18 protein-coding genes and 1 pseudogene are annotated in these 20616 nt (G+C 61.6%); 6 read left to right on the top strand and 13 right to left on the bottom strand.

Annotated features, from left to right (window positions below):
* The 12 genes from LB532_RS20655 to LB532_RS20600 all read right to left on the bottom strand — a co-directional run bounded on the left by LB532_RS20655 (nt 1) and on the right by LB532_RS20600 (nt 14318).
* Nucleotides 1–1014, bottom strand: a complete 1014-nt coding sequence (locus LB532_RS20655) for a flavin reductase (RefSeq protein ID WP_140643016.1) — start codon at nt 1012–1014, stop codon at nt 1–3.
* Nucleotides 1015–1128: 114 nt separating this feature from the next.
* Nucleotides 1129–2934 (bottom strand): helix-turn-helix domain-containing protein, encoded by a 1806-nt coding sequence (locus tag LB532_RS20650; RefSeq protein WP_181168428.1) that lies wholly within the window; start codon nt 2932–2934, stop codon nt 1129–1131.
* Between the two features lie 154 nt (nt 2935–3088).
* Entirely contained in the window at nt 3089–4588 is a 1500-nt protein-coding gene (locus tag LB532_RS20645) for an aldehyde dehydrogenase family protein (protein WP_140643018.1), read from the bottom strand.
* A gap of 81 nt (nt 4589–4669) precedes the next feature.
* The gene (locus LB532_RS20640; protein ID WP_140643020.1) at nt 4670–6418 is read right to left on the bottom strand and encodes an ABC transporter ATP-binding protein; all 1749 of its coding nucleotides are present in this window, start codon (nt 6416–6418) and stop codon (nt 4670–4672) included.
* Nucleotides 6415–7182 carry a hypothetical protein gene (locus tag LB532_RS20635; protein WP_140643022.1) on the bottom strand — a complete coding sequence of 256 codons (768 nt, stop codon included), beginning with the start codon at nt 7180–7182 and terminating at the stop codon, nt 6415–6417. Before LB532_RS20635 ends, LB532_RS20640 begins: the two co-directional genes overlap by 4 nt.
* The gene (locus LB532_RS20630) at nt 7179–8936 is read right to left on the bottom strand and encodes a hypothetical protein (protein ID WP_140643024.1); all 1758 of its coding nucleotides are present in this window, start codon (nt 8934–8936) and stop codon (nt 7179–7181) included. Before LB532_RS20630 ends, LB532_RS20635 begins: the two co-directional genes overlap by 4 nt.
* A 13-nt stretch (nt 8937–8949) precedes the next feature.
* The gene (locus LB532_RS20625) at nt 8950–9690 is read right to left on the bottom strand and encodes an ABC transporter permease (protein WP_224557165.1); all 741 of its coding nucleotides are present in this window, start codon (nt 9688–9690) and stop codon (nt 8950–8952) included.
* Between the two features lie 72 nt (nt 9691–9762).
* Complete coding sequence (locus tag LB532_RS20620) at nt 9763–10704, bottom strand: ABC transporter permease (protein WP_140643026.1); 942 nt, start codon at nt 10702–10704, stop codon at nt 9763–9765.
* A 191-nt stretch (nt 10705–10895) separates the two neighbouring features.
* Nucleotides 10896–12407: an ABC transporter substrate-binding protein gene (locus tag LB532_RS20615; protein ID WP_181169509.1), complete on the bottom strand. Its 1512-nt coding sequence runs from the start codon at nt 12405–12407 to the stop codon at nt 10896–10898.
* Nucleotides 12408–12508: 101 nt separating this feature from the next.
* On the bottom strand, nt 12509–13132 hold the full coding sequence (locus tag LB532_RS20610) for an amino acid synthesis family protein (RefSeq protein ID WP_140643030.1): 624 nt from the start codon (nt 13130–13132) through the stop codon (nt 12509–12511).
* Nucleotides 13129–13521 (bottom strand): carboxymuconolactone decarboxylase family protein, encoded by a 393-nt coding sequence (locus LB532_RS20605; RefSeq protein WP_140643032.1) that lies wholly within the window; start codon nt 13519–13521, stop codon nt 13129–13131. Before LB532_RS20605 ends, LB532_RS20610 begins: the two co-directional genes overlap by 4 nt.
* Before the next feature lie 17 nt (nt 13522–13538).
* Nucleotides 13539–14318, bottom strand: coding sequence for an alpha/beta fold hydrolase (locus LB532_RS20600; RefSeq protein WP_181169511.1), 780 nt, complete (start codon nt 14316–14318; stop codon nt 13539–13541).
* A gap of 149 nt (nt 14319–14467) precedes the next feature.
* Here LB532_RS20600 and LB532_RS20595 point away from each other — a divergent pair, with 149 nt between their 5' ends.
* From LB532_RS20595 to LB532_RS20580, 4 genes are all read left to right on the top strand, one after another.
* Nucleotides 14468–15190, top strand: a complete 723-nt coding sequence (locus LB532_RS20595) for a GntR family transcriptional regulator (protein ID WP_181169513.1) — start codon at nt 14468–14470, stop codon at nt 15188–15190.
* Entirely contained in the window at nt 15187–16167 is a 981-nt protein-coding gene (locus tag LB532_RS20590; RefSeq protein ID WP_140643037.1) for an aldo/keto reductase, read from the top strand. Before LB532_RS20595 ends, LB532_RS20590 begins: the two co-directional genes overlap by 4 nt.
* Before the next feature lie 81 nt (nt 16168–16248).
* Nucleotides 16249–16929 carry a GntR family transcriptional regulator gene (locus tag LB532_RS20585; RefSeq protein ID WP_140643039.1) on the top strand — a complete coding sequence of 227 codons (681 nt, stop codon included), beginning with the start codon at nt 16249–16251 and terminating at the stop codon, nt 16927–16929.
* Nucleotides 16907–17833, top strand: a complete 927-nt coding sequence (locus LB532_RS20580) for an alpha/beta fold hydrolase (RefSeq protein ID WP_140643041.1) — start codon at nt 16907–16909, stop codon at nt 17831–17833. Before LB532_RS20585 ends, LB532_RS20580 begins: the two co-directional genes overlap by 23 nt.
* Nucleotides 17834–18002: 169 nt before the next feature.
* On the opposite strand, the pseudogene LB532_RS20575 reads toward LB532_RS20580, so the two are convergent.
* Nucleotides 18003–18208, bottom strand: a pseudogene (locus LB532_RS20575) (glycerol-3-phosphate dehydrogenase); the annotation flags it as partial.
* Between the two features lie 354 nt (nt 18209–18562).
* On the opposite strand from LB532_RS20575, the gene LB532_RS20570 reads away from it, so the two are divergent.
* Together LB532_RS20570 and LB532_RS20565 are read left to right on the top strand one after the other, a co-directional pair.
* On the top strand, nt 18563–19369 hold the full coding sequence (locus LB532_RS20570; RefSeq protein WP_181169515.1) for a metallophosphoesterase family protein: 807 nt from the start codon (nt 18563–18565) through the stop codon (nt 19367–19369).
* Between the two features lie 39 nt (nt 19370–19408).
* Complete coding sequence (locus tag LB532_RS20565; protein WP_140643045.1) at nt 19409–20614, top strand: ABC transporter ATP-binding protein; 1206 nt, start codon at nt 19409–19411, stop codon at nt 20612–20614.
* The last annotated feature ends 2 nt before the right edge of the window (nt 20615–20616 follow it).

Here is a 20616-nt window from a genome sequence, read left to right as displayed (position 1 = left end):
TCATCCCTTCGCGGTTTCTCGGTCGCCAGCCAAGCCGTTAAGCGACCGCCACGGACGCGGGGGGCCGTCTATCATCGCCACCCGGCCGCCATCGCTGGAATCGACGTAGATCCCGAAGCGAGAGTCCGCGCGCTCATGCAGGTAACGGCGCAGCGTTGCGCGTATCTGCCTGATCGGAATGCTGTCCCAAGGCAGCTCTTCATGGGCAAAGAACCTCAGCGACGGCGACAAATCCGGCATTTCGCCGGGTGGGCCCGCGAGCGCGCCACGGTAGACGACATAGCCGGGCTGCTGGTCGGCCACGTCGAAGACCGAATAGAGAAACGCATCGCTGGTGAGCGGCGCAACCACGCCGCCGCCTTCGAAGCTGAGCATGTCGCCCGGCTTACGGTGCGTTGCCGTCGGCAGTTCCCAGCCTCCGGCGCCATCGTCGCGCAGCAGGATGCGGCCGTCATGCTCGACCAGGTAGCCGATGATCATGCGATGGGAAGGCGTCCAGCCAGGCGGCATCGGGTCTTCCACGCAGACATAGCGTCCCCGGCAAAACCCTAGCGGAGCGGCAGGGCTGGTGCCGAAAGCACGCACCCGGCCGATCAGGATCACATGGTCTCCTGCCTCGATACGGTCATGCACCGTGCAGTCGAACCAGGTGAGGCTGTCGGTGAGCACCGGCGAGCCCGTATGCACGGTGGTATGGGCTATCGTCTCGAACTTGGAGAGTGACTTCGAGGCGAAGAGGCTCGCCACCTCCTTCTGGCGGTCGTGCAGAACGTTGACGGCGAAGCCTTCGGCGGTGTTGAACGCCGGAAAGCTGCTGGCGCTCTTTCCTATGCAGACGAGCAGCAGCGGCGGCTCAAGAGAGACTGAGGTGAAGGAATTCGCAGTCATGCCGCGCGGCGAACCATCTTCGTCCCGCGTCGTCACCACCGTGATGCCCGTGACGAAGGTGCCGAACGTTCGCCGCAGTTCCACTGGATCGATCGTGCTCAGCTCTTTTTCCCTCTTGTCCGTCATGCGTCCTGCCTCTCCAGGAGAGAGTGGAAGGATAAAGGGACGTGAGAGAGGGTCTTCCTGCTCTACGCAGGAGAAGCGGCAGTCAGGCTCCTAGGACACGAAGCAGAGACCGCGTCAGACAGGTTGCTCCCGGGCAATGGTCTCGTTGAGGCGTATTGCCAGTTCAAGCGCGAACCGACGTTCGGGTGAATCGATCTCGATGCCAAACAGTTCCTGGATACGGTTCAGGCGGTAGCGAAGCGTTGTAACATGCAATTCCATCGCATCCGCGCAGGCCTGGCTGCGGCAACCGTGCTCCAGAAAGACGGTCAGGGTCCTGATATAGTCCGTTGCATGCGCCTCGTCGTGACGCACGACCGCGCCAATGGCGATATCCACGAACGACCTCACTTCCTTGCTGTCGGCCGCCGAAAGCAGCAGCGGAAAAGGACCGAAGTCCTGGGGCGCAAGCAACCCGGTACGGTTGAAGCGGACGGCAAGACGGATCATGCGCTCGCATTCAAGCCATGCCTGGGGATAGTCGTGAATGCTCGAACAGGTCTTACCCGCCACGATGATCGGCTTGGTACCGATCAGCCACTGCGTTTCCTCGATCAGCTTGCGCACAAACGTCTTGACCACCGTGTCCGCGTCGCGGGGCGCGTCGGGAATGCGGCACAGAATGATCTCGCCCAATGCGGCGGCGGTCGCCTGCGGCGCCAATTGGCCGGCGAGCCGCATGATGGAGCGGTGCAGTTCGGGTATGGTCTTGCCCTTTTCCGGCACAGTTTCCGGGAGGCCGATCGCGACCAGCCTGGCGGTGGCGTTTACGTCAATGCCGAGCCGGCGCGCCCGCGCCGTCAAATCGTCGACGTTGCGCCAGTTGCCGGAAACGATTTCCATGAACAATTCGCTGGAAGTCTGCGATTCCGTCTGGAAGCGTAAATGGCTGCGCATCAACTGGACGCTGAGCGCGAACCGGGCGCTCTGAAGAAGAAGATGATCGAGGTCGCCGAAATTGGCGTCGAGCGAAAACACGATCAGGGCCCCTACCGTCTTGCCATCCACGACCAACGGCTCCACCGCCGCCGGCAGGTTGAGGTGATGGCCGCCGCAGTTCAGGTACAGCTTGCGCATTTCAAGCCCGGCCTGGTCCGAGATATCGCGAGCAAGACGCAGAAACTGGCGGCTCATGCAATCGTCCATCTCCTCGCGCCAGCGGTCGGTGTCGATGAGGTCCGGCTTGGGCGAGCGTCCGGCAACGACCAGGTTGGCAGTCAGATCCACCACCACGATTGCGTTCGGCAGGAAGGTTTCGACCATGGAAGCCGCGGATGCGACAGAACCGTCCGACAGGACCTGGTGCATCAGGGAGGAATGCGCGGCAAGTGCGTTTTGGAGTTGCGCGGCGGCAGCATGTTCCGCCCTTAGCCTGTGCGCCTTGTCCACGGCTATGGCGCCCAGATGGACGATCGTCTGCAGGAATGCGAGATCGGCCGCCGACAGATCGACAACGTCGCGCGACTGCACCGACAAGACCATCGCGCGGTCTTCCATGTCCCGGCAGCCCAGCGGCAAAACCACGACAGTGCGATAGCCGCGCTGGATTGCCTCTTCCCGATAGCCGGGAAATTCGATGCTCTCCTGGGCATCGCGAATGATCACCGGATCATTGCGGGTCAACGCGATGAGGGATGGACTTGTCGCCAGCGTCCAGCGGTTGCGATAGGACTTCGTCAACTGGCTCGGATCATGCCGAGTCACGACCACAGCATTTCCATCCGCCTGATCGATGCTCATCACCGCCGCCATCGACCAGGCATCGTGCTGGCATGCCGCATCGACAAGGTGCTGCAGCGTTGTCTCGAGATCGACGCTGGAATTGATGAGGCTGGTCACGTCGCGCAGGACGCGTGACAGCGGGCGATCCAAAGCGCTCAACAGAACCTCGCTGCTTGCCGGTACTCGATCGTTACATAACCTTCCTGGTCGATGGCGCGCCACAGTCATATTCGTTACCGGCGGCCATGTCGCCGCATGGCCGGCATGGATAGGATCGACCTTGCCGGCTGTTCGCGAAAGGTTTGGCAGGCCTTCAAAGCGACATGATGACCGACTTGGTCTCCGTATAAAGGTTCAGCCCTTCCTGTCCCCGTTCCCTGCCCCAGCCGGATTGCTTGAAGCCGCCGGTGGGTATCGCCGCGTCCACCGAGCCGTGTACGTTGACCCCGATCCGGCCCGCGCGAATTCGCCGTACCATCTTGTGGGCGACGCTCAGGTCCCGCGTCCAGACGCTGCCGGCAAGCCCGAAAATGCTATCGTTCGCCTGCCGTGCGATCTGTTCCAGGTCGTCGTCATCGAAGCTCATGGCGCACAGGACAGGACCGAAAATCTCTTCCTGCACCACAGCCATGTCGGGCCGGGTGTCGGTCAGCACGGTCGGCGCAATGAAGTTGCCTTCATTGCCTATCCGCGTGCCGCCAAACGCCACCGTTGCACCGGCGCTCCTGCCCTGCTCGATATAGCCCATCACGCGGTCGCACTGGACCGGGGAAATGACCGGCCCCATCTGGACGCCTTCGCTGAGGCCATGACCGACCCGGATATTCCCCGCCCGCTGGCCGATCCCATCCACGATCTGGTCGAACACCTTCTTATGGGCGAACAGCCGCGATCCCGCGGTGCAGACCTGGCCGCTGTTGGCAAAAATGCCCTGCGTGACACCGGGAATGGCAACCGACATGTCAGCATCGGGAAAGACGATGACGGGCGACTTCCCTCCCAGTTCGAGCGACACTTTCTTCAAATTGCCCGCGGCAGCCTTGACGATGATGCGGCCGACCTCGCTGGAACCCGTAAAGGCAACCTTGTCGATCTGGGGGTGCGAGGCGATCGCGGCACCCGCCGTCGGGCCAAAACCGGTCACGATATTGATCACGCCAGCGGGAATGCCGGCCTCCTGGACCAGTTCACCGAAGCGCAGCGCCGTCAGCGGCGTCTGCTCCGCCGGCTTGAGCACGATCGTGCAGCCGGTGGCCAGCGCCGGAGCTACTTTCCAGGCCAGCATGAGCAGTGGCGCATTCCACGGAATGATCTGCCCGACGACGCCGACCGGCTCGCGCACCGTGAAGGCATGGTATTTGTCCGGCGCGGAGATCGAAATGGTTTCCCCTGTTATCTTGGTCGCCCAGCCCGCCATGTAGCGGAACATATCCACGCTGAGCGCGACGTCGGAATTCCGGGCATTGGCAAGCGGCTTGCCGTTGTTGAGAACCTCCAGTTCGGCCAGTTCATCGGCGTTCTGTTCCAGCAGATCCGCCAGTTTCCAGATGAGACGTCCACGTTCGCTGGGCGTGATGCGGCTCCATGGGCCTTCTTCAAAAGCCCGCCGCGCAGCTTTGACGGCATCGTCGATGTCGGCGGCGTCGCCCTCCGGAACCTGCGCGATTATGCGCCCCGTGCCCGGATCATATGTGTCGAAAATTTTCCCGGACTGGGCCGGCACCCATTTTCCATCGATAAGGAGTTTTTTCTCCTGGCGTAAAAAGGACGCCGCCTTCTCTCCAATTCGGAACTGATCAGCATGTGTGTTCATCGAATTCTCCATAGGTATCGGGAAGCGCCTTGCCCGGATTCGTTCAAGGGCGTCCATCTGAAGCGCCCTCGTTAAAGCTTGTCACTCGATCACGAAGTGGTCGGGTCCGACCGCGCGAGGCTGCCGCTTCGGCGGAATGAAATCGAGCGGCCGCACGGGAGACGGCAATTCCGTCACTGGCTTGCCGATCAAGCGGTGCCTGTCCGCGGCCGGCTCCGGGTTCGGCACCGCTGCCATCAGCCTCTGGGTATAGGGATGTTTCGGGTTCCCTATCACCTCGCGGCTGGGCCCGATCTCCACGATCTCGCCAAGATACATGACCGCCACACGGTGGCTGACACGTTCGACAATGGCCATGTCGTGACTGATGAAGAGGTAGGACAGCCGCAGGTCCTCCTGCAACTCAAGCAGCAGGTCGATCACCTGCGCCTTGACCGAAACGTCGAGCGCCGAGACGGCCTCGTCGGCTATGATGACCTTCGGGTCGAGCATCAGGGTCCGCGCAATGCAGATTCTCTGGCGCTGCCCGCCGGAAAACTCGTGCGGAAGACGGGTGATCATCGACGGTTCGAGGCCGACACGCTCCAGAAGGTGTTTGGCCTTGTCCAGGGCCTCGGCCCTGGTCGCCAACCCATGGCATAGCAGGGGCTCAGCCAGGATCGCACCGACGTTTTGCTTCGGGTCCAGGGAACTGAACGGATCCTGGAAGATCATCTGCACGTTGCGCCGCAGATCCGAAAGATCGGACCTGTTGTCGCGCCGCACCGTGCGGCCGTCGAAGACCACCTCGCCGGAATCCGGAGGATTGAGAAACAGGATGCTGCGTCCGGTCGTCGACTTGCCGCAGCCGGACTCGCCAACCAGCGACAGCGTTTCTCCAGGCATGATGTCGAAGCTCAGACCCTCGACGGCATGGAGACGCCCCACCTTGCGACGCATCGCCCCGCCACGCACGTCGAACCGGGTTACCAGCTTGCGCACGCTCAAAACCGGCTTCGGCACAGCATCCTTGACGGGCGCGCGGTAGGAGCGGGCCACGCCTTGCCCCAGGCGGGGGACCGCGTCGATCAGCATCCTCGTATAGTCCTCGCGCGGACGCTCGAAAACGTCCTTTACTGCTCCCGTCTCCACCACGCGTCCCTTGTGCATGACCATGACGCGGTCGGCGATGTTGGCCACTACGCCCATGTCATGCGTGATGAACAGGATCGCGGTGCCGGTATCGCGCTGGACCTCGTTCAGAAGATCGAGGATTTGCGCCTGTATCGTCACGTCGAGCGCTGTTGTCGGCTCATCGGCGATAAGCAGCTTCGGCGAGCACGCCAATGCGATGGCGATCATGATCCGCTGCCGCATCCCCCCGGAGAACATGTGAGGATAGTCATTGAACCGCCGCCGCGCGTCAGGAATGCGAACGCGGTCGAAAAGCCGGATGCCCTCCTCCCGCGCCTCGGCATCGCTCAAGGGTCGATGCTGGCGCAGCATTTCCTTGATCTGGGTGCTGACCTGCAGAACAGGGTTCAGGCTCATCATCGGTTCTTGGAAGATCATGCTGGCAATGCCGCCACGCACCCGCCGCAATGTCGATGTCGACGCGCCCACCACTTGCTGGCCATCCACGATGACCGAACCGGTCACTTGGGTATTGCCGGAAAGCAGTCCCATGATCGTCATGGAGGTGACGCTCTTGCCGGACCCCGACTCGCCGACAAGCGCCAGCGTCTCGCCAGCATGGATGGCCAGATCGACGTCATGCACCACCTGATGCTTGCCGAAAGCGACGTTGAGGCCTTTTACCTCGACCACTGGATCGGATTTCCGTTCACTCATGAGCTTGGCGCCGGTGCAACAGTGAAGCCCGCCTGCGAGCGAGAGCGCTCCGAAGTTGGAGCCCAGGTGAGCATTTCGAGCGCGTACAGCGCATCCAGCGTCTCGCGCGACAGGGGAATGCCCTTCTGGTGCGCCACGGCGATCTTTTCCCAAGGCCGAACGGCAACGTGCCCGGACGCCTTCAGCTCAGGCCTGCGGGTGCTGACCATGAGAAGCGCGCAGCCCGGCGTCAGCCCGGCGGCGTCGATCGATTGCAAAACCGCCGTGTCCTCACCGAGGAGCGCCGCCAGGGCATCCCCGCCCCGGCCCCAATAAAGCACACCCCGTGCGTCCGGTTCAGCCAACAGCCACTCGAAAGGTCCATCCCTGGCGATGATGCCGACGGAAGACAGATTGTAATCCATCGCTCCGACCAGCGTGGCGGGCATAAGCGACAGCTCGGTCGCCGCCGATATCCGGCACATTTCCCATTTGGCGCCTGCATGCGCGGCGAGAGCATCGATCGCGGCAGGTCCCGTTTCCAGAAGTGAAACGCCGGCGGCGTCCAGCATCGTGAGTCCGTTCGATTTCCGATAGCGGAAGCCATGGGAGGGCCGCGGTCCCGCCTGGCGAATTTCATCCAGAATAGCCGGATCGAGCGCCGCACCTGTTGCAACGAGATGAGCGCCCCGGTCAGCGGTTCCGAACGCGTAGCCCAGCGCCCTAAGCGACCACGGCAGGACGCGGGTCAGTTCGGAATAGGCAACAAACATGGTCGTGCTCACAGGGCGACCTCATTCTCATGCTTGCGAACCCGGGAACCCGGCTTGTCAGGCTCGAGGAATTCCGAAGGCAGCGGCTGGTCTTGGAAGAAAGTCCCCCGCACATAGCGGATGCTGAGCGGCGTCGAGCCGCGAATGCCCAGCGACGCAAGGAAAAACCGTATGAGATCGGCGGGGACGAAATCGCGATGCGCGAGCGGATCGCGTATTTCCGCATAGGGCAGGCCATCCAGATATTGCACGCGCGAAATGGCGTAGTGCAGGTCCGGATGGTCGAGAACGACGTCGCCGGCGCGCTCCTTGTCACCACGGCTGACCAGCACCGCCGCCAGCCTCTGGATCAGTCCGATATGATCGATGAAGGATTCGAAACGCTCGTGCGGGTCGATGACCCGCTCGCCGCGCCTTTGTTCGCCATTATCGATCGAATGGTACCAGAAGTGCTGATGGGTTTCAGCAAGCGTGCGGTCGGCGGTGAGAGCCCAGACGTAGTTCCTGCGCAGGATCTCGCGCAATTCAGCGACTGTCATTGCTGGCTGCAATTGCCGCTTGCGGGCTGCGCCGATCTGGAAATAGGGCGCGATGGCGTCACAAAAGTCCGGCACCACGTCGAGAAGTACGCTATGGAACTGCTCACTGGTCTCGCCATCCATGACTTCTGCGACGTGCGCAGCAACGTCGCCCCAGCACTGGAACCGTCCTTCGCGCAGGCTTGCCGATATGCGTGTCAGGTTCTCGATGATGGTTTCGTTGGCCATCACATAGTCCTGCGTCTGTGGGTCGGTCTGCGCATAGATGCGGATGGTGCTCTCTATCGAGCCGCGGACAACCGAAATGCTTCCCGTATCGACCGGCCGGCTTTTTGCGTAGCCAAGCGCCGCCTCGCGCACGGTCACCCAGGTGGCGACCCAATGCGGCCAGCGCTGGAGGGCAACGCACATGCCCTGGCCTGAGGAGTTGCCTATTCCAAGCCCGCGCGCGATCGAAATGTCGAGCTGCGCTGCGTCCGGATTGCGCCGCCGCGCGACGGCATTGACGAGATCGATGGAGACGAGCCGCACCAGGTAGATGGCGAAGATATCCGCAAAGAATGGGTGCGCCAGCGGATGCTCCTCGGGAATGCCCGGATAGGAAACCGTGCCGTTGCGGCCGCTGCTTTGAAAACCACCGTTCCGCATGAGATAGGCGATTCCAAGCTCGGGAGCGGGCTGTTCGCCGCGGGACAGGGCTTCGACAGCGGCGTCGAAATGCCGGCTGCTGCGATTGGCCGGGGTCCAGCCGACCACATCCGAATCCGTACGCATCTGGCCTTCGGCCTTGATGTCGAACGTTTCAAATTCCCGCTCGATACGCTGTTGGCTGGCAAGGTTGACGAAGAGCGCGCCGAACATGTCACGGTCCGCGCCATCGGAGCGGCGTCCGACTTTTTCGATTCCGTCCCATGGATATGCTCGGGCAATATAGGAGAAGGAATGGCCTTCCGCGTCGATCCGGTAGACGAATCTCGCCGCGCCGTCATCGCCGCATTCCGCCGAGATCATCCTTATCTGCCAGCGTTCGCGAACGATCCTGCGCAACAACATGTCGGCAAAACTGACGCGCGAAGCCTTGAAGCAGCGAAGGTTCTCCACACGCATCAGTACATCCGCCGGCCGCATCCATCGCCGCGCTTGCAGGGCACCTTCCCGGCCCGCAAACTCCTGCAGGCGTTGTTCTATGAATGCCGGCAGCGGCGGTTCGATCTGGTCAGACGTCATTTCCCTGTTCCAATTAGCGATCATTGCGGGACGCGGCCTCATTCATGCTCGACCCGACAAGATAAAATGTGAAAACGGTAAGGGCGACAGCAGCGCCCGGCCCCAGGCTGAGCAGCGGCAGGATCGGCAGGAACATCGAACCGTCGCGTACCATGCCGCCCCAATCCGGAGCCGGCGGAGGAACGCCCAGCCCCAGGAAGCTGAGGCTTGCGGAGGTGAAGATCGCGAAGGCCACATTGATTGCGAACTGCGCCCACACCACGCGCATCGTGTTTGGCATGATATGATGGCGGATGATCCAGAAAGAGCTTGCGCCCGTGGCGCGCGCAGCTTCCACGAAGACCATTTCCCGGACGACGAAGACCTGACCACGAACCAGCCGGGCGACCGTCGGCGCGGTGACGACACCCAGTGTCACCGCCAGATTGACCACCGAGGGCCCGAGCATCGCGGTGATGATCAATGCGAGAACGAGCCCCGGCAAGGCGATGAAAATGTCGATGATCTGGACGAGGAAGAAATCGATCCAGCCACGGAAAAATCCGGCGATCAGGCCAATGGGGGCGCCGATCAGCACAGCCACGATGGCCGCCGAAGCACCTACCTGCAGTGAAACCCTTGTTCCGTAGATGACGCGCGACAGCACGTCCCGGCCAAGTTGATCCGTGCCAAGGATGTTTTCAGCCGAAGGCGGGCCGAGGACGTTCACCGTCGTGGCGGTCGGATGCAGGGGCGCGATTAATGGCGCGAACACCGCGATCAAAGTGATGATCACCAGAAGCGTCAGGCCAAGGACCAATCGGAATGGAAGTTTTCTCATTGGATGCTAAGCCGATGTTCGCACGAGCGGATTGACGAGGCTGTAGGTCACGTCCGCCACAAGGTTGAGGATCATCACGCCGACGATGATCACCATTCCAACCGACAGCATGACAGGAAAATCCCGGGACGAGATCGCTTCCACCAGAAGCCGGCCCATGCCCGGCATCGAAAAGACGGTTTCGGTGACGACCGCGCCGCCAACCAGTTGCCCAAGCGAAAGACCGGCATAGGTGATCAAGGGCAAAATGCTGTTGGGCAGAATGTGCCGGTAGGAAATGCGCGCCTCGGACAGCCCCTTCGAACGCGCGGCCTGGATGTAGAGGCTGCCTTTCACCGACTGGTATTCGGCTTTGTAGACGAGCGTGAAGGAGCTGAAATAGAAGGTCGTAAGCGTGATGACGGGCAGGATCATGTGGATGAGATGCTGCCCAGCGCCCCGTGACCACGGCGACCATCCGGTCGTCGGCAGCCAGCGGAGCTGAACCGAAAACAGGTAGATCAGCAGCAGTCCGAGAAAGAAATTCGGTATGGTGATGCCGACGATGCTGACGGCGGCGGTGAGCCGGTCCACCAGCTTTTTCATGAACGTCGCCGAATTGATCAGCGTGGCGCCCAGGAAAGCGATGAGGATTGCCCAGGATGCCAGCTCAAGCGTTAGAGGAAGGGCATCGGCGATCATTTGCGCGACAGGCTGTTGGGTGGAATAAGACCGGCCCAGGTCGCCCGACAATGCGGCGCTGATCCAGTTCCAGTAACGCGACAGGATGGGCTGGTCGAAGCCTAGCTTCGCGTTGAGTTCGGCGATCGATTGGGGGGATGCGTTCTCGCCCAGCATGATGGCCGCCGGCGTCCCCAGAAAGGACGTCACCGACGTGAACAGCAGAAACGTCAGAACGATAACGTTCGGAACCATGATCGCTATGCGGGAAAGTACAAGCGCAAGCATGCCGGCCTCAGTTCATCGCGAAGGATTGAAGAAACGCCTCCGGAGCGCCCGTCTCGCAAAGCGGGCGGTTGGGGCACATCCGATGGGCGGCGGTCATAATGGCGATCAAGTTCCTCTACCGGTTGCAGGCGGGACCAGGTCCCACCTGCGCCAGAAGCCGCGGCGCGGCGCGCCGCGGCAATGCCTGAAGATCAGGCCTGCGTTTTCCAGACGTAACGGAACCGCGGGATTTCGTCCGGCATCGGAGCGAACCCTTTGACGGTGTTGCGCATGGCGTTGAATTCGACGCTGAACCCGACGGGCATGTAAGGCAGATCGGCAGAAATCTGACGCTGGATCTTTTCGTACAATTCCTTGCGGCGCGCCTGATCGGAAATTACCCGCGCTTCATCGATCCATTTGTCCACTTGGTCATTCTTGTAGCCCGTGGAGTTCGCGGTGCCTTTGCTGGAGAAGAGATAGTGGATAAGGCCGTCGGGATCCGCCCGTTGCGTCCAGCGCATCGGCGTGAAGCGTATCTCGCCTGAGACCGCCTTTGCGTAGTAGTCGCTTTGGGGGACCGGCTCGAGCTCAATGTTGAGGCCGATCGCGTCGAGGTCTTCCTTGGCAAGTTCGGCAAACCGTCGCAGCGTATCGCCGCTTGGCGCCGCAAGCTTGATGGTGGTGCCCTTCAGGCCGGAATCAGCCACGATCTTGCGCGCCTTTTCCGGATCGTATTCGTAGTGCACCAGATCGGTTGGGGTCCACCACAGCCCGTCTGGCGTGAAGCTGTCGGAAATCTTGCCTTGCCCGGCCCATATGATCTGGTTGATGCGGTCGCGGTTGAGGCCATGCGCGATGGCCTGGCGCAGTTCCGGCTTGTTGTAGGGCTCGGCGTCCCACCGCCACTGGTAGGAATACCAGACGCCACCCTTCGACGGCACAAGCTCGATGTCCGGGCTGGCCTTGGAAAGGCGCGTATCCAGCGGATCAAGCTGGCTTATGAAATCCAGTTCACCGATGGCCATGCGCTGAATGCCGACGACGTTCGTCGGAATGTCATGGAACGTGATGCCGTCGAGATATGGCATTCCCTTCTGCCAATAGCTGTCGTTCTTGGTGAGCGCTATGCGTGACCCGCGCACCCATTCGCCGAAAACGAACGGACCGGTCCCGACAGGATTGGAACCGACATCGCTGCCGTATTTCTTGGCCGCAGTTGGCGAAGCCATCAGCCCTGCGCGGTCGGCAAACAGCGCCAGCAGGGGCGGATAAGGTTCCTTCATGTCGATGGCGACGGTGAATTCGTCGAGCACTTCGACATTCTTGACGCCTTCCAGCAACTTGAACTGCGATGAGTTGCCTTTCGGATCGAGACGCGCATCAAGGTTCCATTTCACGGCCTCGGCGTTGAACGGTGTGCCGTCATGGAACTTCACGCCTTCCTGCAGCTTCAGGACCACGCGCTTGCCGTCGTCCGAAAACTCCCAGCTTTTCGCCAGGGCAGGCTTGAGGGAGAAGTCCGCCTCGGTCTCGAGAAGCGTATCGAATATCAGGAAAAGGATCTGCCGCTCGGTCCATTGCGACGACTGAAGCGGGTCGAGCGTGCGGACGTCGCTGATGAAGCCGACGTTGAGCGTGCCGCCGGTGACCGGCTGGGTATCTTGAGCCAGCGCTGCCGCCGGCAAAGAGGCCACGATTGCGAAGCCGCTGACGGCGGCCATAAATTGTCTTCTATCCATGACAAATCCTCCGTTGGTTCAGTTCCCGATATTATCGGCATTGCCGTTATTGACCTCCGGGCAAGGACCCGGAGGCTTGCGCGTTATTTGCTCTCGGCTGGCAGCGGCCGGCCGGCCTGATCGACTCCCATGATCCGCATGTCGTTGAACCGATCGCCGATGCGATGGTGCGGACGCCCGCCGCTCGCGGCGCCCAAGGCGATGACGATCTCGTCATGGGCAGGCGCGTCGGGAATGGTGAATTCCACGGTCAGAAAATGAGCGCGGCTCCCCTTCCTCTCGGCGTCCTTGTGGGTCAAGGGAACGGTGAGCGCAGTGCCGGCGCCGGCACGCTTGTTCGTGAACGGGAGAAAGGAATCGCCGCCGGCGGCGATGCGGAAGACATTGCCGAAATGCAGCGTGTGGATCAGGCCGGCCGCGTGTTCGACTTCGCCGTCCGTCCCGGTCACCGCGCACTTTCCAAACGCTTCTATCCGGTCCGGACCGCCCATGATCGCCACCAGGCGAGGCACGAGGGCATCCGTGAGAGCCTTGGCGTGCTCCATGATGTGCGGCTGCAGGTCCTCGACGAATGCCGATCCTGCCCAGGGATTACGGATTACCGCCGCGCAGGCGGCCATGCGAAGCGGAACCGGCGCGACGCGCCCCCCTTCGATAAGCGTGTCCTCGACGAAATCGACGATCTTGCGGATCAGGACCCCAGTCATTTTTTCACTCCGCCGGCTGCGACTTCGGCAAGCACGCGGTTGGCGATGCGATGGCATTCGACGCCGACAGGAACGCCGCAATAGATCGTGAGATGGGTTATCAATGCGTCCAGCTCATCCCGGGTGACCCCGTTGCGAAGGGCGCCACGAAAATGCAGTTCCCACTCATGCATGCGGTTGAGCGCGGCAATCATGACGATGTTCAGCATGCTGCGGGTCCTGGCATCCAGCCTGTCGTCGCCCCAGGCCGCCCCCCAGCAATATTCTGTGATAAACGACTGAAAACCCTTGGAAAACTCCGTCGCCTTGCTCAGCGAGTTTTCAACATATTCGCTGCCGAGCGTCGCCTTGCGCCGCTCCAGCCCACGCTCAAATAGCGTCTCGTTCATTCGTCTTCCCTTCATTTTCAGCGTGGACGCAAAAGGAACTCGCGGACATGATCGGACACCAGCTTGGATGCCTCGACCAGGACGCTGTGCTTCAGGCCGGCCAGAATGCGTAATTCCGAATCGGGGATCAGCCGGCGCATCGTCTCGGCCATCCGGACATTCGACCCCTGATCGAATTCGCCCGTCATCACCAGCGTTGGCTGCCTGATCTCGGGAAGCCGATCCACCAGTTCGGTAAGGCCGAACACCCGATACGCCTCCAGGTAAGACGGCACGTGGACAGCCTTGAGCTCGGCAATTCGCCGCTCGATTACATCGGGATGGCGCTCGGCGAATTCCTTGGTGAACCAGCGGTCGTGCGCAGCACCAACGACTGCGTCCATACCGCCGTCGCGGATCATCTGCAGGCGCGCTACAACCTTCTCACGTTCGGCGGGGGTGCGCCCCGCAACTGCGGAAAGAAGCACGACGCGCTCAAACCGGTCCGGATAGGAACAGGCCAGTTCTTGCGCGATCAAGCCCCCCAATGAAAAGCCGACCAGATGGGCTTTGCGCACGCCGGCATCGTCCATCACCCGAACGATATCGGCGGCAAATTTCTCGACGGAATATTCCGAGTCGATGTGCGCGGACTGACCATGACCGCGCAGGTCGGAACGAATAATGTCGAAGCTGCCCTCCAGTTCGCTGCTGACGTCGTCCCAGCTTTGCAGATTGGCGCCGACACCGTGCACCAGCACGAGAGGATGCCCCTTACCGCTTCTCTCATAGGCGATGAGATCGTCTTTGGTGCGCATCGGCGCCATCCCAGGTCCCTCGTTCGAACTCGATTTTTTTGGTATACCGACAGACAGGCATATGGTCAACCGTATTTGAATCGGCTACTTGTGATGAAAGAGTCGAACGCGTAGCTGTCATGAAAGGAACGACGGGAGAGGACGCCGCGATGCATGAATGGACTGACTGGTCGATTGCGGATTCGCCGACATTGCGCGAGCAGACCGTTGTCACGCTGCGCGAGGCGTTGTTCAACGAAGTGTTCAAGCCGGGTGACAAGCTGGTCGAACGGAAGCTCGCCGAGCAGACCGGCGTAAGCCGCACAAGCATTCGGGAAGCGCTGAGCCAGCTTGAGTCCGAAGGGCTTGTGACTCGGGTAGCCGGCAAGGGCATGTTCGTGACCCGCTTGTCGGAACGGGAAGTCCGGCAGATCTACGAGGCCCGCGCAATCCTGGAATCGGCCATGGCGCGCCTGTTTGTCGAACGGGCCAGCCAGGAACAAATGGACGAATTGGCGCGGCGTATTTCGGAAGCAGGCGAAACCGACACCTCCGAGCTTGCCAGGCAGCATGCTGAGAAGCTCGACGCGGTGTGGGACATCATCATGCAAGGCGCAGGCAACGACATCACGAGGCAAATGACCTTTCTCCTGCATGGCCGCGTCACCTATCTGCGCACCGTCACCACCCGCGTCGCCTCGGCTGAACGGCGCAGGAATACGATGGCCTTGCTCCACGGCATTTTCGACGCGCTGCGCGCGCGCGATGCCGACCTCGCCGAAAGGCTCACGCGCGGGTATGTCGAAAGATCCGCGGCTTTCGCGCTGTCGCTGCTGCGGGACTCTGGGCAGAACGCCAAATCCTCATCACGCAAGCAACGGATCGACACATGAACTATGTCAGGCTCGGCAAGAGCAATCTGAAGGTATCCCGGCTATGCCTCGGCGCGATGGGATTCGGATCCGCGGGATGGCGGGCCTGGGTGCTCGATGAGAAGGCGTCGGCGCCGATCGTTGCGCGCGCCCTCGACCACGGTATCAACTTCTTCGACACCTGCGACTTCTATTCGGCTGGCGAGAGTGAACGCATTCTCGGCCAGATACTCGTTCTCCAGCAGCCGCGCGACAGCTTCGTCATCGCCACCAAGGCGGGAAACCCTATGGCTGCGCATTGCAACGGCCGCGGCTACTCCAGAAAGCACCTGTTCAAGGCAATCGACGATTCGTTGGTCCGCCTTGGAACCGATCACGTGGACCTCTTCCAGACGCATATCTGGGACAAGGACGCCGACCTCGACGAACTGGTCGATGCCATGGCAGATATCGTGCGCGCCGGAAAGGCGCTCTATGTCGGCGTCACGACGATGCCCGGCTGGACACTCGCAAAATGCCGTGCGGCTGCCAGCGCACGCGACCTTCCGGCATTCATCTCGATGCAATGCGAATACAATCCCGCTCACCGGGAGTGCGAGCGGGAACTGCTTGCCTACTGCCGCCACGATGATGTTGCCCTGATACCGTTCAGCCCCATCGCGCGCGGCTTCCTTGCCGCGGATCGCCGCGATCCCGGCCAGCAGACGGCGCGCACGAAAAGCGACGACTATACGCAGAAATATTACCACCGCGACGGCGACCACGCCGTGCGCGAAGCCGTCGCTGCCGTTGCCGCCGACATCGGAAAGACACCGGCGCAGGTGGCTCTCGCCTGGACATTGGCGCGCCCCGGCATTACCGCGCCCATCTTCGGAGCGACCTCGACAGACCATGTCGACGAGGCAGTCGCGGCATTGGACATAGTGCTTACGCCCGAACATATCGACCGCATTGACGGGGCCTACGAGCCACGGCCGCTGAACGCCTCAGGCCACTGAATGAAGCACAATGCTTGCGGTAAGCTGATATGCTTGTGAAATTGCACTCGTTCGCGCAGGTTTCAAAGGAGCAAATCCGCCGTGTATGATCTGCGAGTCCATGCTCCGCCGCGCCTGTACACGCAGGTGGCCGATACCATCCGCAACGCCATCGTCGTCGGAGAACTGGCGCCGGGAGAGCGGCTGGTGGAGCGCACGCTTTGCGAGCGCATGGGCGTTTCGCGGACGTCGCTCAGGGAAGCGATGCGCGAGCTCGAGAACGAGGGCCTGGTCACGAACCTGCCCAACCGGGGGCTTATCGTCTCTGTCGTCGATCCCAAGATCGCGAGGGACATTTTTGACCTTCGCGAGGCGCTGGAGGCGCTTGTATGCAGGTTGTTTTGCGAGAATGCGACTGACGATCATATCACGCGTTGCAGGGGCGTGTATGACGAGCTGATGGAAGCTTATCGCGTCGGTGTGCCGCGCGAAATGATTGCCGCAAAAACCCGATTTTACGACGTCTTGATAGCGGGCGCGAACAATTCCGAGGCGGAACGGATGCTTCGCAGCATCCATATGCGGGCCTCACAGTTGCGCATGATTTCTCTTTCCGATGCAGAGCGGCGAAAGGCATCTCAGGAGGAGCTGGCGGCCCTGCTCGACGCCCTGGTGAACCGCAGGGCATCGGATGCCGAGCGGCTTGCGAAAAAGCATGTACGCAAAGCCGCCCAATTCGCGCTCGGGATGATCGAACAGCTTGAAAACCAATCCGTCAGCTGATCGGCGGCGCTTGAAAGCGCGAGACGCCGCCCGTTCGCCGTTACCCGCGGCGATGGTGACGGAGAATTATGTCGTGGCGGGCGGCATCCGTACGCGCTATTTCGAAGCTGGCAGCGGACCGACCGTGATCCTTCTGCACGGCTCGTCACTGGCAATCGATGCCTGGTCCACCTGGCACAACACCATCCCGGCACTCGCGCATGACTTCCGGGTGCTGGCGCCCGATCTGGTCGGCTTCGGTCTCTCGGATGCGCCGGTAGACGGGAAACACGTTCCCCGCCTCGAAAGGCGGCATCACGTTTCAGCCTTCATCGAAGCGCTCGGCATTACCCGATGCGCGCTGGTCGGCCATTCCGAAGGCGGTTTCATCGCGGCAATGCTCGCCGTTGAAAACCCGGGTCTGGTCGATAAGGTGGTCGTCGTGAGCAGCGGTGCGACCTCTCCGCGCCTCGGCGGAAATGAGGACCACGCTTGGCAGGCAGCAGCGGCAGCAGCGTATAATGTGCTCGATGGATGCGATACCGAGGAAGACTTTCTGCGCACCAATGCAAGGCTAAGCATGAAGAATCCGCCGGAGTTCGTGGAGCTGCTGAAAAAGAACTACCGCCTGGCCTGCGAGTCCGGTCAGCTGGAGCGCTTCAGGCAGGCTGCCCGGAAAAAGGACGACACCGAATATACCCAGATCCAGGAGGACCACCTCCTTCCGCATTTGCCTACCATGCAGGCCAAGCTGTTCATAGCCTGGTCGGGCTGCGATGAAACCGTGCCGGTGGCGCGCGGCATCAAGCTGCTGGAACGCGCGCCGCAAGCCGACATGCACATTTTCGCCAATGCCGCTCACATGGTCATGATCGATCGCCCACGCGAATTCAATGGAGTTGTCCGGGACTGGCTTGGCAGTTAGCGCCAGTCCAAGCCGTCCAGCTTATGACCCACAGCAAGTCGTCCCAAGAGGGCCACCATGCCGCCCCCGGCCTACCGTCAGGCAACGCCGGATGCCAGAGCGACGGCTCGCGCTCACGGCCTTGCCATCCGGGTAGGACACCAGGTCGAGCTACATGCCAGTGGCGCGCCCCGGTCTCGTCAAGGTCGAAGACGTAGTCGCGCGTAACCGCCGAAGAGTTCCCATTGCCGTGTCGAACAACGGCCGTACGCCCGAGAACGCATGCAGCAAGTCCTGGCGGCGCAGCATCTCTTTGAAGTAGCGGTTCACGGCCGCGATCAAATATTCGATCTCGGTCTGGTCGATCTGCACTGGTTCGACAGCACCCTCATAGGCGCCGAAATCCGAGGTGCGGCGACGGTCGCGATTTTTGTCTTGATATTTTTATCAAGCTGTGAAATTTTTTTCATTCGAAAGCTGGAGGAAGTTTTCCGCCCCTCAGAACGCCCGGACAATGGGCATCGGACGGAGAACACGATGGGAGGTTCAATATGCCGGTCCAAGCCGTTTCAACCGAGTGAGCCTTTCATGCAGGAGGACGCCGCGTCCTGGACCTAAAAATCCGACGTCGTCGTCACACCTTCACATGCAGGGGAAAGAATGCGTCCGCCTTCAGGCGCTTCTTTCGACACGACGAGATCAACGCCGCAAGACGTGGCAAAGGTTCCAGAACGTCCGATGACGCGAATAGTGCAGATTTCCGATACCCATCTCAGCCCGGGCAAGCGGCATTTCCTTGCCAATAGCCAGCCACTCCTCGACTGGCTGAAGGAAAGCGAAGCCGACCTCGTTATCCATACAGGCGACGTCACCGTGGATGGCGCCGATGTCGAGGAGGACATGCGCTATTGCGCCGAGGTGATGGACTCCATCGGACTGCCCTATCTCGCCGTGCCGGGCAATCACGACGTGGGCGAGCCCAAGCATCCCTACCAGCCAGTCAACGCAGAACGCCTGGCCCGCTGGCGACGTCATTTCGGGCCCGACTGGTGGCATCGCGACATCGAGGGCTGGCGCCTGATCGGACTCGATTCGATGCTGTTCGGCAGCGACGAGCCGGCCGAAACGGAGCAGATGGCGTGGCTGGAGAGCGCAATGCGCGAGGCCTCCGGACGCCGGATCGGATGGTTCACCCATCGCCCGCTCTTCATCGGCGAGCCGACCGAAGGCGACGTCGGGTACTGGGCGCCCACTCCCGAGCCTCGCGCGCAACTGCTCGACATGGTGCGCCGCTACGACGTGGCCTTCGTGGCCAGCGGCCACCTGCACAAACTCTACGATCGTCAACTCGGCGGCGTCCGGTACCTGTGGGGGCCGTCCTCCGGCTTCCTCGTCGAGGCGCACTTGCAACCGGAAGGCATGGCCGGAGAAGCCACCTTGGGCGTGCTCGTCTACGATTTTTCCGGGTCCGATCTCACCGTGGGGCCTCATGAAATTCCGGGCCTCACACCCTTTTTCATCGGTGATGTCGTGCATGAGGTCTATCCACCGAGATAGCGCCTCGACCCAATTGTTCGCGAAACGGAGCAACCCCCAGTGGCTGCAGTGGAAATAAAGAACCTTTCGAAGTCCTTCGGAGCCCACCAGGTTCTCAAAGATATCAACCTGTCCATCAACGATGGCGAGTTCCTGACGCTTGTCGGCCCCTCCGGCTGCGGGAAGTCGACGCTGATCCGCATCATCGCCGGCCTCGAGCCGCAAACCTCGGGCTCGATCCTCGTCGATGGCGCGCCGATCGATCACCTGAGGCCGCATGAGCGGCGCATCGCCATGGTGTTCCAGAGCTACGCGCTCTACCCGCACATGTCCGTCTTCAACAACATGGCGCTGCCCCTGACGATGACCGGGCTTAGCCTCTACGAGCGCCTGCCGATCGTCCGCCTACTCTCGTCCCGGCGCCGCAAGGTGATGCAGGAGATCGGCAAGCAGGTCAGGGGCATCGCGGCGCAACTTCAGATCGAACCCCTTTTAGAGCGCAAGCCCGCCCAGCTCTCCGGCGGCCAGCGTCAGCGCGTCGCGCTCGGTCGCGCCATGGTGCGCCAGCCCGCCGCTTTCCTGATGGACGAGCCACTTTCTAACCTCGACGCCAAGCTGCGCGTCCACATGCGTAGCGAGCTGGCGGAGCTCCACCAGAGACTCGGCGCGACATTCGTCTACGTCACGCACGATCAGGTCGAGGCGATGACCATGTCGAGCCGGGTCGCCATGATGGAAGGCGGAGACATCCTTCAACTCGGCACGCCCGACGAACTCTACGACAGGCCGGCCAACATCCAGGTCGCCCAGTTCATCGGCAGCCCGACGATCAACCTGATCCCCGCGACGGTGGGGGTCGGTGGGCGGCTGGAATTGCTCGGAAAGCCTCTGCCGATCGGCACCGCCCTCCCCGCCGGAGAGAACGCGACGATCGGCGTCCGCCCGGAAATGATCCTGCCCGGCGCGGTCTCGGGCCAGTCGGCGGACCAGGTCCCGCTTCCGGCGAAGCTGCGGCGCAGCGAGCATCTCGGCTCCGAAAAGATCCTGCATTTCGACGTTCCCTCGCTTCCCGGAACCTTGGTGACCTCGCGCATAGGCGCGGGCGTGCCGGACAGTGAGGTCGAGAACACCGAACTCTTGTTCCATCCCTCAGCCTGCCATGTCTTCGATGCCGCCGGAAACCGCGTGGCCCCCCAAGTTTCCCAAGACGCGGCCACCGCCGCCAAGGGAAAGCTGCGCCTCGCAGAGGGAGCGCGCGCATCATGAGC

Source organism: Mesorhizobium sp. ESP-6-2 (assembly GCF_020164675.1).
Lineage (GTDB): Bacteria > Pseudomonadota > Alphaproteobacteria > Rhizobiales > Rhizobiaceae > Mesorhizobium.
Note: the sequence above shows the minus strand (reverse complement) of the source record. Positions and strands in the feature narration are given on the sequence as shown.

Bases quoted from the DNA above. Each gene is read 5' to 3' on its own strand.
- LB532_RS20630 (WP_140643024.1), bottom strand. From the start codon at position 8,936: ATGACGTCTGACCAGATCGAACCGCCGCTGCCGGCATTCATAGAACAA.
- LB532_RS20600 (WP_181169511.1), bottom strand. From the start codon at position 14,318: ATGCGCACCAAAGACGATCTCATCGCCTATGAGAGAAGCGGTAAGGGG.
- LB532_RS20590 (WP_140643037.1), top strand. From the start codon at position 15,187: ATGAACTATGTCAGGCTCGGCAAGAGCAATCTGAAGGTATCCCGGCTA.
- LB532_RS20620 (WP_140643026.1), bottom strand. From the start codon at position 10,704: ATGCTTGCGCTTGTACTTTCCCGCATAGCGATCATGGTTCCGAACGTT.
- LB532_RS20655 (WP_140643016.1), bottom strand. From the start codon at position 1,014: ATGACGGACAAGAGGGAAAAAGAGCTGAGCACGATCGATCCAGTGGAA.
- LB532_RS20615 (WP_181169509.1), bottom strand. From the start codon at position 12,407: ATGGCCGCCGTCAGCGGCTTCGCAATCGTGGCCTCTTTGCCGGCGGCA.
- LB532_RS20610 (WP_140643030.1), bottom strand. From the start codon at position 13,132: ATGACTGGGGTCCTGATCCGCAAGATCGTCGATTTCGTCGAGGACACG.
- LB532_RS20605 (WP_140643032.1), bottom strand. From the start codon at position 13,521: ATGAACGAGACGCTATTTGAGCGTGGGCTGGAGCGGCGCAAGGCGACG.
- LB532_RS20595 (WP_181169513.1), top strand. From the start codon at position 14,468: ATGCATGAATGGACTGACTGGTCGATTGCGGATTCGCCGACATTGCGC.
- LB532_RS20640 (WP_140643020.1), bottom strand. From the start codon at position 6,418: ATGAGTGAACGGAAATCCGATCCAGTGGTCGAGGTAAAAGGCCTCAAC.
- LB532_RS20645 (WP_140643018.1), bottom strand. From the start codon at position 4,588: ATGAACACACATGCTGATCAGTTCCGAATTGGAGAGAAGGCGGCGTCC.